Source organism: Terrirhizobium terrae, from assembly GCF_030323265.1.
Taxonomy (GTDB): domain Bacteria; phylum Pseudomonadota; class Alphaproteobacteria; order Rhizobiales; family Rhizobiaceae; genus Neorhizobium.
Map to the genome: position 1 here is coordinate 1293107 of NZ_CP104992.1, position 14234 is coordinate 1307340.

Annotated in this window: 16 protein-coding genes and 1 pseudogene; 11 read left to right on the forward strand and 6 right to left on the reverse strand. The window is 57.2% G+C overall.

Annotated elements, in window-relative coordinates:
- Positions 1-10: 10 nt before the first annotated feature.
- Positions 11-1153 (forward strand): L-dopachrome tautomerase-related protein, encoded by a 1143-nt coding sequence (locus N7E02_RS14105; RefSeq protein ID WP_286582648.1) that lies wholly within the window; start codon positions 11-13, stop codon positions 1151-1153.
- A 140-nt stretch (positions 1154-1293) separates the two neighbouring features.
- Here N7E02_RS14105 and N7E02_RS14110 read toward each other — a convergent pair whose 3' ends face one another.
- Entirely contained in the window at positions 1294-2160 is an 867-nt protein-coding gene (locus N7E02_RS14110) for an aldo/keto reductase (protein ID WP_286582649.1), read from the reverse strand.
- A 436-nt stretch (positions 2161-2596) separates the two neighbouring features.
- On the opposite strand from N7E02_RS14110, the gene N7E02_RS14115 reads away from it, so the two are divergent.
- The 7 genes from N7E02_RS14115 (at position 2597) to N7E02_RS14145 (ending at position 8182) form a co-directional block, all read left to right on the forward strand.
- Positions 2597-3241 (forward strand): c-type cytochrome, encoded by a 645-nt coding sequence (locus tag N7E02_RS14115; protein WP_286582652.1) that lies wholly within the window; start codon positions 2597-2599, stop codon positions 3239-3241.
- A complete protein-coding gene (locus N7E02_RS14120; RefSeq protein WP_286582654.1) occupies positions 3193-3885 on the forward strand; it encodes a c-type cytochrome in 693 nt (230 codons plus the stop codon). Before N7E02_RS14115 ends, N7E02_RS14120 begins: the two co-directional genes overlap by 49 nt.
- Positions 3886-4095: 210 nt before the next feature.
- Positions 4096-5664, forward strand: a complete 1569-nt coding sequence (locus N7E02_RS14125) for a sensor histidine kinase (protein WP_286582656.1) — start codon at positions 4096-4098, stop codon at positions 5662-5664.
- Entirely contained in the window at positions 5657-6325 is a 669-nt protein-coding gene (locus tag N7E02_RS14130; protein WP_286582658.1) for a response regulator transcription factor, read from the forward strand. The genes N7E02_RS14125 and N7E02_RS14130 overlap by 8 nt, the downstream gene beginning before the upstream one ends.
- 83 nt (positions 6326-6408) lie before the next feature.
- Positions 6409-6771, forward strand: coding sequence for a response regulator transcription factor (locus N7E02_RS14135; RefSeq protein WP_286582660.1), 363 nt, complete (start codon positions 6409-6411; stop codon positions 6769-6771).
- 172 nt (positions 6772-6943) lie between these two features.
- Positions 6944-7222: a hypothetical protein gene (locus N7E02_RS14140; RefSeq protein ID WP_286582662.1), complete on the forward strand. Its 279-nt coding sequence runs from the start codon at positions 6944-6946 to the stop codon at positions 7220-7222.
- A gap of 357 nt (positions 7223-7579) precedes the next feature.
- A complete protein-coding gene (locus tag N7E02_RS14145; RefSeq protein ID WP_286583824.1) occupies positions 7580-8182 on the forward strand; it encodes a response regulator transcription factor in 603 nt (200 codons plus the stop codon).
- A gap of 15 nt (positions 8183-8197) precedes the next feature.
- On the opposite strand, the gene N7E02_RS14150 is transcribed toward N7E02_RS14145, so the two are convergent.
- The gene (locus tag N7E02_RS14150) at positions 8198-8422 is read right to left on the reverse strand and encodes an ATP-binding protein (protein WP_286582663.1); all 225 of its coding nucleotides are present in this window, start codon (positions 8420-8422) and stop codon (positions 8198-8200) included.
- Positions 8419-10137, reverse strand: a complete 1719-nt coding sequence (locus tag N7E02_RS14155) for a ligand-binding sensor domain-containing protein (protein WP_286582664.1) — start codon at positions 10135-10137, stop codon at positions 8419-8421. Before N7E02_RS14155 ends, N7E02_RS14150 begins: the two co-directional genes overlap by 4 nt.
- Positions 10138-10322: 185 nt before the next feature.
- Between N7E02_RS14155 and N7E02_RS14160 the strand changes: the two genes are divergently transcribed.
- Complete coding sequence (locus N7E02_RS14160) at positions 10323-10562, forward strand: hypothetical protein (RefSeq protein WP_286582666.1); 240 nt, start codon at positions 10323-10325, stop codon at positions 10560-10562.
- Positions 10563-11021: 459 nt separating this feature from the next.
- Here the strand turns inward: N7E02_RS14160 and N7E02_RS29710 are convergent.
- Positions 11022-11504: pseudogene (locus tag N7E02_RS29710) on the reverse strand (hypothetical protein); the annotation flags it as partial.
- 241 nt (positions 11505-11745) lie between these two features.
- Complete coding sequence (locus N7E02_RS14170) at positions 11746-12768, reverse strand: zinc-binding alcohol dehydrogenase family protein (RefSeq protein WP_286582671.1); 1023 nt, start codon at positions 12766-12768, stop codon at positions 11746-11748.
- A gap of 101 nt (positions 12769-12869) precedes the next feature.
- Between N7E02_RS14170 and N7E02_RS14175 the strand changes: the two genes are divergently transcribed.
- On the forward strand, positions 12870-13283 hold the full coding sequence (locus tag N7E02_RS14175; RefSeq protein WP_286582673.1) for a winged helix-turn-helix transcriptional regulator: 414 nt from the start codon (positions 12870-12872) through the stop codon (positions 13281-13283).
- 138 nt (positions 13284-13421) lie between these two features.
- Positions 13422-13961 carry a carboxymuconolactone decarboxylase family protein gene (locus tag N7E02_RS14180; RefSeq protein WP_286582676.1) on the forward strand — a complete coding sequence of 180 codons (540 nt, stop codon included), beginning with the start codon at positions 13422-13424 and terminating at the stop codon, positions 13959-13961.
- A gap of 7 nt (positions 13962-13968) precedes the next feature.
- Here N7E02_RS14180 and N7E02_RS14185 read toward each other — a convergent pair whose 3' ends face one another.
- Positions 13969-14226, reverse strand: a complete 258-nt coding sequence (locus N7E02_RS14185) for a hypothetical protein (protein ID WP_286582677.1) — start codon at positions 14224-14226, stop codon at positions 13969-13971.
- Between the last annotated feature and the right edge of the window lie 8 nt (positions 14227-14234).

The following is a 14234-nucleotide window of genomic DNA, read 5'->3' on the forward strand; positions in this document are numbered from 1 at the left end:
GAAAGAGACCATGAACAAGGCATTGCGCCTTTTGACGAGCGTGGCGACCATCGCGCTGAGCGCGTCCGTAGTGGCAGCCAAGGACAGTCCCCCAAGGCTGGAGACCGTGGCGACATTCAACGACGCTATGCTGACCGGTGTCACCGTCGCGCGGGACGGTCGCATTTTCGTCAATTATCCCCGTTGGGGCGACGACGTACCTTTCACCGTTGGCGAATTGATAGACGGTAAGGTCGTTGCCTACCCGGATGTGGAGATCAACACGCCTGATCCTGAAAATCCGGGAAGAAATCTGATCAGCGTCCAGAGCGTGGTCGTCGATCCGGCAAATCGGCTGTGGATCCTCGATACTGCAGCGCCCGGCTTCAAACCGCCGCTGGCTGGTGGCGCGAAGCTGGTCGCGGTCGATCTGTCGACGAACAAAGTGATCAAAACAATCGTCTTTCCCGCAGACGCCATCCTGAATACCACTTATGTCAACGACGTCCGCTTCGACCTGCGACAAGGTGCGGAAGGCGTCGCCTATTTGACCGATAGCTCACTGACCGGCCCCGGCGGAATTATCGTAGTGGATCTCGCGACAGGAAATGCCTTTCGTCGCCTGACGGGTGATCCCAGTACCTCGCCGGACAAGGATTTCGTCGCCGTCATCGATGGTCAGAAATTCATGAACCGTCCGAAGGACGGAAAGCCCACGAAGATACAGATCGCCAGCGACGGCATCGCCATTTCCCCGGACGGGGAAACGCTTTACTACTCAGCCGTCTCCGGCCGCCACCTCTATTCAGTCCCGACAGCAGCGCTTCTCGACCGGAGCATCGGCGAAAAGGACCTATCCGCAAAGGTCAGGGATCTCGGCCTCAAGGGAGCATCCGACGGGTTGGAGGCCGATGACAAGGGCCGTGTCTACGGCGGCGACTACGAGCATAACAGCATCCGCATGCTGCGGGATGGCAAATGGTCGACGCTGGTTCAATCCCATGAGATCCAATGGCCGGATACGCTATCCATCGCCGCCGATGGCTATCTCTATTTCACGGCCAACCAGCTCGACAAACAGGCCGGCTTTCATAAGGGCGAAGACCTGCGCAAAAAGCCCTATAAACTGTTCCGGATCAAGATCGATGGCGGGCCCGTCCTGCTGAAGAAATAAGCGGTCCTAAACTTCCTGAATATCCGTAAGCGGCGGTGTTCTCATCGCCGCTTTTTCCGTTTCAATAGGTGTAAACCCTGCTGACAACGCGGTCCGATGCTGAATGAAGGCGCCGGGCCGCGTTGCTTGTTCGTGAGCGCCTAGCTGTTCCTGCCGGCCACATCGAGTTCTCGGAACTCGGCATCGGAAAGAGCAATCTCGGCGGCCAGAACATTCTCTTTGAGATGAGAGAGCTTGGCGGTGCCGGGTATCGGTAGCATGACCGGGCTCCGCTTGAGCATCCATGCGAGCGCTATCTGGCTCGGCGTCACGCGATTTTTATGCGCCATCGCCGCAAGCACGGACCCCGGACGCGCCAATTGCCCAGCGGCCAATGGGAACCAGGGAATGAACCCGATGCCGTTCGCCTCGCAGTAGTCGAGAACTGCCTCGCTCGTGCGATCGACGAGATTGTATCGGTTCTGCACCGTGGCGACCGGGAAGAACTTGCCCGCAGCCATGATTTCCTCCACGGACACCTCGCTCAGGCCGGCATGCCGTATGACCCCCGCGGATTGCAACTGACGGACGGCATCGAACTGCTCGTCGCGCGGCACCCGGGGATCGATGCGATGCAACTGCCACAGGTCGATCCTGTCCACGGCGAGTTTTCGGCGGCTGCGATAGGCTTCCTGGATGAGGTATTCAGGGCGGCCGAGCGGTACCCAGGAGTCCGGTCCGGTGCGGATCAGGCCGGCCTTGGTCGCAACGACAACTTTATTGTAGGGATATAGCGCTTCCCGGATCAGTTCCTCAGAGACATCCGGCCCGTAGGAGTCGGCGGTATCGATGAAGTCGATGCCAAGTTCCGGTAGCGCCTTAAGCGTTTCCAGCACGCTTTCCAGGTCATCTGGATCACCCCATATGCCGCGCCCGGCGACCCTCATCGCCCCGTAACCCAGACGGTTGATCTCTAGATCGCCGCCTATCCGAAATTTTCCTGCTCTCGCCGTGTTCAAGTTCAGCATCGTTGCTCTCCATTTAACTTCTTGCGGATGGAAGGCGGCAGATCGACATTTTGGGCCTGCTCGCCTCGGCAATCGGTTAGGACACGGGAGTGATCGGCATGATTGTCCCATCTCGCCGGCAAACGAGCGATGGGAACGGATAAGGGTTCGATCATGCAATTTGGCTTGCCGTCGCCGATTGTCTTGCCAACCCGCAGCAATGCGATCGCCCAGAGACGAAACGTCCCGATCTTACAATATGACGCGGAGTGCCTCCGGCTATTCCATCGGGATTAACTGGAGCATTTCACCGATGTCGACCGCGTCATTCTCGGCCATTTTGACCACCCTCCCATGGTCTTACTCGCCGGTATCACGACACTGATGTTTGAAAAGCTCCTCCCGCTTCCCACCACGACAAACTGAGCTCCTCGGCGGAAGACAATGGAGAAACGCCATGAAAAACTGGACAAGAACCACCGTCATTGCCGCATGCGCAATATTTCTCTGTCTCATCGGGGCGGCAGTTTTCTTCCTCCTGCCGCATAGCCTTCCAGTGGTGGAAGCGACCAGAAATCAGCCGACGGGGGAGGCCCTGGTTGCAAGAGGGGAATACCTGACGACTGCGGCAGATTGCGCCGCCTGTCATACCACGAAGGACGGCCGTCCATTTGCCGGCGGCCTGCCATTCAAGCTACCGTTCGGCACCATCTACTCGTCCAACATCACTCCCGACACCGAACACGGGATCGGAGCCTGGAGCGCCGCCGAGTTCGTCCGAGCGGTCAAATCCGGAGTGGGACGGCATGGCGAGGACCTCTATCCGGCATTTCCCTATACGTCCTATACGCTTCTGTCGGATGACGATGTCCTCGCCATCTACGCCTACCTCAAGACGCAGGCGCCCGTAGCCGCAAGCGCGCCGGAAAGTGCGTTATCCTTTCCATTCAACCAGCGCTGGTTGATGCGCGGATGGAAGCTTTTGTTCCTGCCCGGAAGCGATATGCGCAGCGACCCGTCACGCGACGCTCGATGGAATAGGGGGCCTATCTTGTGGAGGCGCTGGCGCATTGCGGGGAATGCCATACGCCGCGCGGCCTGATGTTCGAGCGTCAGCAGGCAAAGGCGCTTTCTGGTGGAGTGGTTGACGGCTGGAGGGCCTGGAACATCACTTCGGACAAGGACGACGGCATCGGCGCATGGAGCGACGCCGAGCTTGCATCATATATGTCCAAGGGTCACGCCCCCGGGCGCGGCCCCGCCAGCGGCGCCATGCGTGAGGCCGTAGATCTCAGCCTCAGCAAACTTTCCACAGAGGATATAGACGCCATCATCGCGTATCTACGCACAGTCCCTCCGGTAGTAGGCGATCCCGACCTGCGTAAGCCGCCCCAGTTCGATGTCACTGCAGCGTCGGTGCGGTCGGCAAGCGTCGAAGACACACTGGGTCGCCATATCTTCGCCGGTGCCTGCGCCAGTTGCCATGGATGGAAGGGCGCCGGCAACTCGAACCCTCGTGCCGCCATCGCAGGTGCTCATTCGTTGAGCGATCCTGAAGCGGCGAATGTCATTCGAGTGGTGATGCACGGCTCATCGGATGGAGAAGCGCTGCCCGGAGCGACAATGCCCGCCTTCTCGGCGATCTATTCCGACGAGGAAATTGCCGCATTGGCGAACTTTGTCGTCAATCATTTCAGCGGGAAGCAAGGCAATGTAACCACTGACGACGTTCGCCGGGCGCGTTAGCCGGTAAATACCCCAGGCATTGCGGCTCAAACACGGATCCCGATCGACATGATTGCAAGCCGATCTATATTCGGGAGCATTGTCGATCTGGCTTTAGCAGTTCGATCAATCAAGACGCCACGCAAGGCACAATAGATTTTCCCCTGATGGCTGTTACTTCAATCTGCGGCCTGATAGATTTCAAGCTATTGTCGGGGGGCAATTGGGCAAGTGACCGGATTTCGACTACATCTGCATCGCAGTGGCACAGCCTGGGAAACACTGGGCGTACTGGCTGCGGCGACTATAGCTGTCTGCATCTTCCTGGTGGACGCATTAACCAGCATCAATGGTGCAATAGCGGGTCTCTATGTCGTGCCCATGCTGCTTCTTGCTGAAATTCTTACTCGCACGGGCATAATTGCGGCCGCATCAACCTTCGCCGTGGCAGGGTTTGTTGCTCTCCTCGTTTCTCACGGAACGGATATCGACTTTCCTACCATTCTGCGCCTGAGCGTTTCACTGGCGGCCATTGCTATTACAGCGGCACTGCTGCTTCGAAACCATGACGCAAAGCAGCAGCTCATAACGAGCAATGCTTCACTAAGGCAGAGCGAAGCGCGATATCGCTCGATCTTCGACAATACCAGCGTGGCCTTGTGGGAGCGAGACTATTCAGGGCTCAACGCGCATCTGAAATCTTTGAAAGCCAACGGCATTACCGATATTCGAGAATATGCGCTGTCAAATCCGGGCTTCGTTCAGCGATGCCTCAAGCTGATCGGGACAAATTCCGCAAACAGTGCCGCGCTGGAACTGCTGGGTCCGAGTTGTGGCAAGAGCAAAGCGGGGTCATTCGACCGGTTTTTTCTTCCAGACGACGACACTTTCATCTTCGCAATCGAGGCACTCTTCCACGAGCAATCCTATCTTGAGATGGAGGCCACGATGGTTTCCGACGGCGGGGAACGCCGTCGCGTGCTTCTCAGCATGTCCGTGCCGGAAGAAAATGCGAACTATGATCGCGTTGTCGTCAGCATGACTGACCTCACCCATCGCATCGAAGCAAAAAAGGCACTCGACGAGGCGAAGGCCGATCTCACACTTGCATCTCGCGCAGCGACGGTAGGAGCCCTCACGGCATCCCTCGCCCATGAACTCAATCAGCCTCTGGGCGCTATCGTGGTCAACTCGAAGACGTTGATGCGATGGCTGGACAAGGACCCGCCTGATCTTGCATCAGCCTACAAAACGGCTGAACGCATGGAGCGGGACAGCCGGCGGGCAAGCGAGATCATCAGGAATACCCGCGAACATCTGACCAAGTCTGCTCGATTTCACGAACTGACTGACCTTCACGATCTATTGCGGGAAACCTTGGTCATTCTCGAGCAGGATCTCGAACGTCAACATATCAGCATCAAGGTAACCTCCGCGCCGGGATTACCCCAGGTTCATATCGTTCGCATAGAAATCCAGCAGGTTCTCATCAATCTGATCACCAATGCCCTCCAGGCGGTGGAACACGTGGCGAATGCAAGGATTGCGATCAGCCTTGGGATCGCACGGGCAGGCGAAGTATATGTCGCGATCAGGGATAACGGGCCGGGATTGCCGGAGAATGTCCTGAACAAGCTTGCGAAGCCCTTTTTCACGACGAAAATTGCGGGGATGGGATTGGGATTGTCGATCTGCCAGTCTCTGCTTGAGGCACACGGCGGAACGCTCCACGCGATGAACAATGCCGAGGGCGGAGCGTGTTTTGAGATGACCCTTAAGGTTGGGCCGGACAATGGATAAGGCGAATACCGTCGACAACAGCGAAAAGCTTTCTCTCGATAGACGGGATGGCAACGAACTGCCTCTGGTAAGGATCGTGGACGATGATGTCGCGATCCGGGAATCGCTTGTGGATCTGTTCAGGTCTGTCGGCATTGACGCACAGGGCTTCTCGAGTGCCAATGATCTGCTACAAGATGACGGCCTCGACAGGCCCGGCTGCATCATCCTCGATCTGCGCATGCCGGGCATGAGCGGCTTCGATTTCCAGCTTCGCCTTGAGCAAGCTGCAATACGCCGGCCTATCATTTTCATCACGGGCTTTGGTGACGTGCCCACCAGCGTACGCGCCATGAAGGCCGGTGCGGTAGATTTCCTGACCAAGCCATTTCGCGATCAGGACGTTCTCGATGCCGCAACAGTTGCCTTGGCCAAAGATAGGTCTTTGCGGCAGGAGCAGGATGCGACGACCGCAGCCTCCGATCTATTCAAGACACTGACAGGGCGGGAAAAAGAGGTGATGTGGCTTGTCGTGGAAGGGCGAATGAACAAGCAGATCGCGTTCGCGCTCGGAATTTCGGACATTACCGTGAAGCTTCACCGTGGCAACGTGATGCGCAAGATGCAGGTTCATAGTGTTGCCGACCTTGTCCGCCTGTCGGAAATGATCAGAAAGTCCTAAACATACACCGAAGTATGATTCCTCGGCGGCTTTCGAGGTTCATAGCTCTCGGACATGCATATGCTTTTCGAAGGTAGCGGGCCTTGGCATCGAAGAAAATAGTCGCTGTGGTCGACGACGACGTCGCGATCCGCGAAGCAATGGACGATCTGCTGCGTTCACTCGGATATGAATGTCGCGCATTCCCATCCGCGGAAGAATTTCTGTCACACGACACCACCAACGTGGATTGCATCCTGCTGGACGTGAACATGACGGGCATCAGCGGACTGGAATTGCAACGGCAACTGAATTCTTCGGGAAGGCAGACACCAGTTATCTTCCTGTCATCCTACAATGACGAGCGTACCGTCGCTGCAGCGATGGCTAATGGCGCCCAGGCCTTTCTATCGAAGCCTGTCGAATTCGATTCGTTGATGACGCAGTTGGAGACTGCACTGCATTAGATCCCGTGATGACTCAACCGACCCTAGCCCCCGCAATGTAAGGGGCCTATCCCCCTCTTTCGAGGGTGTACGTAGTCAGTGACTGACATAAAATCTCAGTCATGACGGGAGCTCATGTTTCGCCTTCCCGGAAACCGAACCGATCTCGCAACATTGCTCGGGATTTTTAGTAATGGCCGGATGGGACGAAATGTCGGGCAGCGATATCGATTTTGCGGAGGACGCTATTCTGTCTTCCGCGATGCCCCGCACGCCACAGGCCGTCAACCCGGACCTGCATGACCTGATCAACGCTCTCACAGCGGTCGGCCTCGGCATCAACGCCAATTTCATCTGGCTGGATCGCGAACAACCCGATGTCGATGCGGCAAAACGAACCTCGAAAAAACTCATCGAGGACTTTTGCCGGCTGGAAAGGCTCCTCCAAGCTACGGCAATCTTGGATCGGTGATGGATGACGGCGGGCGAACACAGAATCACCAGCTTTCGCCATGCATCCCCCATTAGAGGGTAGACAGAACGCTGTCTAAACCTAGGATCGGTCCTTACTCACGCTCTCGCGGCGAAGTCGCTGGGGCCGTTCCTAAATTAAATCCGAAGCCTGAGATGGACTGTGATCACATCGGCGTCCCGAGATGCACTTCTTTCGATGCTGACTAGAGGATGGGACCCGCCGTCTTCCGCCGACCCCATTCTCCCGCGAGAACTTCGCCTGCAGGACCAGCCGGTTCCTGCCGATCCGCGTATGGCTGATGGTTGAGAAGTCAGGGAGAAATTTTCGTTGAGCAGTTCCAGTCCAATCCGCGTCATGACTGCGGACGACCATCAGTTGATTCGGGAAGGTCTTGCCGCGCTCATCGCAGGGCAGCCAGATATCATGATCGTCGGCGAAGCCTCCGATGGTGACGAAGCCATCCGTAAATACGACGAATTGAAACCTGACATCCTGCTTCTTGACCTGCAGATGCCGAAACGGGACGGCATCGATGCGCTCGAGGCAATAAGGGCAAAATACCCCTCCGCCCGCGTTATTGTTCTGACGACCTACGATACGGAGCAACTCGCCAACCGCGCCATAGCGGCAGGGGCCCAGGCCTATCTTTTGAAGACGTCGGTCAGACGCGAGCTGATCAATACCATCCGTGCGGTGGCGAGCGGCCGCAGGCACATTGATGCAACGGTTGCCTCTACACTGGCGACATATGCGGATGGCGATTCCCTTACGCCGCGGGAAATCTCTGTTCTGTCTCTCGTTGCAAGAGGCAACTCCAACCGCGAGATCGGGGTAGAGCTTTCGATCACCGAAGAAACCGTCAAGGGGCACATAAAGAGCATACTCAGCAAGCTCTCGGCACATGATAGAGCTCATGCCGTCGCGTTGGGTCTGAAGCGCGGTATCATCACGATCTGAGCTTAAAGCTCCCTCTCAGACAACGCCTTCCTCGTTTCCAAGCCTTCGGGAAATTTCGGCTAGTCGTACGGGGTTTGTCGTGATCGACAGCTCGACCTTGGTACCCAATCCGCCGAGCGTGTCGATCCTTATTTCCGCGCCGGCCCGGGCTGCGCGCTCGCGCATGCCCGACACGCCGAAATGTCCGCTCGCCCCGGACAGGGTGGTCGCAGGCTCCATGCCTCGACCATTGTCTTTCAAGGTAATGATCGCCCCTCCCTGTTGAACACGAAGCTGCACTCGATCTGTGTTGCATGGGCGTGAGTGAATGCGTTGCGCAATGCCTCACGGAAAATCTGGCGTAGTTCATGACGAACATTCGGCGGAAATTTCTCTGCTTCACCCTCTATGGTAAGATTGAACTTAGCGGTTACTTCTCCGGTCTGAGCCGCTGAGAGCTCTCGCGCGTCCGCATTGATCGCAGCAATGAGGTCACCCGTGACATTGGCCGGATCACGCAGGGACTGGATCGTCTCCCGGCCCTCGATGATCGCGTCGTCGCTTTTTCGTAGAACGACTTCCAGCATGTCCGCAGCCTTTTGCGGCTGTTCGGGAAGCAGGTTTCGTATCGCCTCGAGACGATAAGTCAGGCCTTGGAAACTTTGAAGGATAGTGTCGTGCAGATCGCGCGCGACGCGGGTCCTCTCGCCTAGCCTTTCCTCGAGCCGCATACTGTATATGGCCGCAATCTGTCTCAGCCTCAGCCGATAGGCGACAGTTGCCACGGCCAGAAAGGCGACGAGCACGAGCGCATAAAACCACCAGGTCCGCCACCATGGTGTAGCCACGAAAACAGCGAGAGGCGATGACTTTGAAATCCAGTCGCCTCTTTCGGTCGCCGCCTGGACTTCGAGTTCGAATTGGCCGGCCGGCAAGGCAGCATAATTGATGGTTCGCTGTGTACTCGAGACGAAATGCCAGTCTTCGTCAAGGCCGGACAATCTGTATCGGTATCGCGCCTGAGCCGGATTGGCGAAATCCAGAGCTGCGAAGGTTACGGCCAGATTGTCGTCATAGGCCAAGCTGTAGGGCTCCGAAGACGGCTTCAGAGGGTATAGCGCCGAACGATCGCCGATCTTGATGTCGGTGAAAACGACCGGCATAGGTTCATCAGGCTTTTCGACGTAAGACGGGTCGGTGACTGCGGCACCTGGAAACCCCGCAAAATACATCCGACCGTTGGCGCCGGCCGAGCAGGAGTGCCAGCCGCCCATGTCGTCTCCGGGCAAGCCATCGAAACTGTTATAGTTGAGAAACCGGCCGGTCTTGGGGTCCATCTTCGATACCCCATGATTGGTGCTGATCCAGAGATCTCCGCCCGCATCCTGCAAAATACAGCTGATCGCATTGCCGGGCAAACCATCCTTCTCGAAATAGGCCTGCGATTTTCCAGTCTGGGGATCAAAGCGGTTGAGCCCGTTGTGCGTCGCCAGCCACAATGCCCCGTTGCCGTCATGGAAGATGTTGTTGACCGTGTTGTTGCTGATCGTCGTCGGATCGTTGGGATCGTGCCGGAATTCCTCGAAGGTCTCAGTGATCGTCGAGAATTTGACCAGGCCGACGCGCGAGCCGATCCAGAGGTTTCCCCGATCGTCAGGTTCGATCGAAAACAGCTCCTTGTTTAGCGAGGTGTCGGCGCGGAAAGATCGAAACCGCCCGGTCTTCGTATCCAGCCGGTTGAGGCCGTTCCAGGTCGATATCCAGACAATCCCCTGTGGGTCAATATAGAGGCGTGTGACGACATCGCTGCTGATCCAGTCCGGCTTGCCGCGCTCGTATCGATATGTCGCCCTCTTACCGGTGGCTGGATTGAAGGAGATGAGACCAGTACCGATCGTACCGATCCAGAGTGTCCCCTCGGCATCTTCCTCGATCGAGAGGATTTCGACGGACTTGTTCTCCCCCGAGAGGTCCACGACCGAGATAGTCCCATCCTTGTCGATCCGATGCAGCGCTCCCCTGCACCAAGCCACACGGTTCCAGCTCGGTCCTCAAGGATCGTATTGACGAACATTTCTCCGAGCTTGTTGACCTGTCCTGGTGAAGGCCAGACCTTCCGAAAGGGTCGGGGCTCGACGCTGAACACGTTGGGCGGATTTGCATGCAAGCCTGTCCAGATATTGCCCTGCCGATCTTCATAGAGTTCGATAACCCTGTTTTCGGTGAGGCTCTGGGGATCGGTTGGATCGTTGATATATTGATCGAAGCTGAAGTCATTCCGGTTGAACCGCAGCAGCCCGGCACCCATGGTCGCAAACCACAAGTCACCGTTCTTGGCCTCGATCATCCGATAGATTCCGGAGAGACCGCTGTCGGCATTGCTGAAGGAAAGCTTCTGTAGAGTGTTGGACGTTCGGTCATAGAGAGCAAGACCACTTCCGGATCCGAAGAATATCCAGAACAGACCATGGCTGTCCTCAAAGAACTCGAACTCTCGCGCTTCCATGCGCAACGGGATCCTGAGGCTCACCTTGCGGCTAACGGGATCGAATGCCTCCAGTCCATTGCCGGTTGCTACCCAGAATACGCCTTGGCTGTCCTCGCCCGTGAATTTCACGTCATCGGTGCTTAGCCCGGCATCGTCCCCCTCGACATGGCCGAAGCGTTCGATCAATCCGCTCTCAGGGTCCAGCCGATAGAGCCCTTGGGACGTCGAAAGCCACAACAGGCCGTGCCGGTCCTGACTGATATGCAATACGGTGGGTGTCGTGTCATCGAGCTTGAAGTGACGGAACTCGCCCGTCTTTTCGTCGAAAGCATCAAGCAATTGGTCGGTGCCGATCCACACCGTGCCCTTGCGATCTTTGAACATGGAATAGATGTAGACGCCGCTCAGGCTACCGGCATCATCGCGATCATGGGTAAAAACACGAAAATTGTAGCCGTCATAGCGGTTTGCGCCATGCTGCGGCCCCAGCCAGATATAGCCGCTATCGTCCTGGATGATCTTGCCTACACGGGTTTGCGACAAGCCCTGAGCGAGCGAGATCTTGCGGAACTGAATATCCGTTTTCGGCCTTAGTTCGACTGTCCTTGCCTCCGGCAGGACGGTCGCCATCCGAACGGCGTCCTGCGCCGCGACATCGGAAGGAAGCACAAAAGCAAGGTTGACCGAGCAAAGGACCGCAATAGTAAACGCCGACCATGGGCCGCGCCTCGGTAAATTGGCCACGGAAATCCGACAGCCAGCCAGATACCCGTATACGCGGGTGAGGAAACCCCTCGTCAAGCAAAAGCCAAGCATCAGTCTCATTTGTCGATTGCCACCCTCTTTACCCGACATCGTAGATGACGGGCGCCTCAGACCCCGGTGATCAACGTGCCACGTATCGGGGATGAATTGCTAGATGTCCGTTCAATCAACACGTGTCTTGGATGATGGTATCGCCGGCCGCGATGGAAAAGGCCCTTAGGCCGCTCAACGATGAAACGCAGGACACTACCGGCTAAGAGCCGATAGTGTCCGCTATCGGGCGGGCTAATGACCGACACGCCGGCCCTGCTCGCTTTAAATTACCGGCCGCTCAGCCTGCGTGAAAACCTTCCAGCACAACCTTGCCCTTCGTTCGCCCGCTTTCGATCGCCGCATGAGCCTTCTTCAGATTTTCCGCGTTGATCGGCGATAACGTCTCGGTGATGGTAGTGCGAATATCGCCCTTATCGACCAGACGTGCGACTTCGTTGAGAAGCTTGCCCTGCTCGGCGATATCGGCCGTCTCGAAAATCGAGCGGGTGAACATCAGCTCCCAATGGATGGAGGCAGCCTTTCGCTTGAAACCCACGACATCGAGACTGTCCGGATCGTCGATCAGGCCGAACCGGCCCTGCGGCGCGATGAGCTCGATGATTTCCTTAAGATGCCGATGCGTCTCGGTCGTCGAGAAAACGAAGGCCGGAGCACCGATTCCGAGTGCAGCCACCTGCTCGGCAATTGGCTTCGAATGGTCGATCACGTGATGGGCGCCGAGCACCTTTACCCATTCGAGGGTTTCAGGACGCGAGGCGGTAGCGATGACCGTTACGTCGGTAAGCGCACGAACAAGCTGGATGGCAATCGACCCCACGCCGCCGGCACCACCGACGATCACGATCGCATTCGCCGCACCCGGCACAGGTTTGCGGATATCGAGGCGGTCGAACAGCATTTCCCAAGCGGTGATAGCGGTCAACGGCAGGGCTGCTGCTTCGGAAGCCGAAAGTGTCTGCGGTTTCCTGCCGACTATACGCTCGTCCACAAGATGGAACTCGCTGTTGGCCCCCGGACGAATGAGGGACCCGGCGTAATAGACCTCGTCACCAATTTTGAAACCAGTGACCTCAGAACCGATCTCGACCACCTTGCCCACTGCATCCCAACCGAGGATCCTCCATTGATCGGCATCTGGCTGCGCGCCTTTTCTGACTTTGGTGTCGACCGGATTGACTGAGATCGCCTCGACCTCGACCAGAAGATCTCGACCCGACGGCACCGGCCGTGGAAGCTCTATATCTTGAAGGGCATCGTGCCGTTCTATTGTGCCTGCCTTGTTGTAGCCGATGGCTTTCATGATTTGCTCCTTGTCTCCATTGCTAAGACACAGAAATGGTCTATATTCAGAAATGAGCAATACGCACAAAAAACGCATATAGTATCAAAAAGGATACTGTCATGGCGAAAGCCCATCATTCCCGCTTCGATTGTTCTCCCGGATGCTCGGTCGAGGCCGCGATCGGACTGATAGACGGAAAATGGAAGTCGGTTGTTCTATTCCATCTTCTTTCGGGCACTCTGCGCTTCAATGAAATTCGTCGACATATAGCGAATGTGACGCCGAGGATGCTGACGAACCAGTTGCGTGAACTGGAGGAGGATGGGCTGATCGAGCGCAAGGTTTATGCGCAAGTGCCACCGAAGGTGGAATACAGCCTCTCGCCGCTTGGTCGCAGCATGGAGCCAATTCTGCTCTCGCTGAAGCTCTGGGGTGACGCCAACATCGGCCTTTACGGAAAACCGCGTGGCATCGATCCGCGAGAACAGAAAGCCGTTGCTTCATCATCCGAACTGGAGCGGGCCGACGCCTGATCGGCGCCGATTGGCGCATCCGATCATCTAATCTGTGATGTGGCTGTTAACCGCTGACCATAAGGCACCGTTGGCGCAAACTTACAATCTTGCCTCTCCTTGCCGGCTCATCATCGCCTCGGCTCAAGGAGAACGATGATGTCAGCAATATCCACACTTTCAGACAGCGAAGTCAGCCCGCAGGTCGCAGAGATATTCTCGACCGCCAAGGCATCGATGGGCAAGGTTCCAAACCTGTATCGTGTATTGGCCCATGCCCCGGCCGCCCTCGACGTCTATACTCGCGGCAGCGCGTTCCTACGGGCCGGCGTTCTGCCTGCCGCAGCCCGCGAACAGATCGCCATAGCGATTGCCGCGGCGAACGGCTGCGACTACTGCCTCGCTGCCCACACCGGTGCCGCGAAGGCGGCGGGCGTTGCTGCCGATGATCGTGCCAGCGCCCAGAAGGGCCGGACATCGGACGCTAAGATCCAGGCAATCCTGGATCTAGCACTCGCGATCAACGCGACGCACGGCCAGGGCGCCGCATCGGCACTCGAAGCGGCACGCGCCTATGGCCTCTCCGACGCCGAAATCCTCGAGACGGTTGCGCATGTTGCTATCAACATCATGACCAACAGCGTCAACAACATTGTCGGGACGACGCTTGACTTCCCGAAGGTTGATCGCGTGGCCTGACGCTGCCTCATTCGATGAAGATCCATTGACCGCGCGGCCACCACCATGGCCACGCGCCTTCCAGCGCTTTGATTAAACACAGACCGCGAAACCGGCCGCCGGGCAGGCGGTCATCGCGCACGCCGGAGGCAGCGATGCTGCAGAAAATTGCCCCCAAGACGACCGGTTCATTGGATCCAAACCATCCGGCACAGCGGGAAACATCCATGCTCCCGGCCTGGTTTCTCGCCCTTGGCACATTCGCCATAGGCACGGAAGGTTTCATGATAGCCC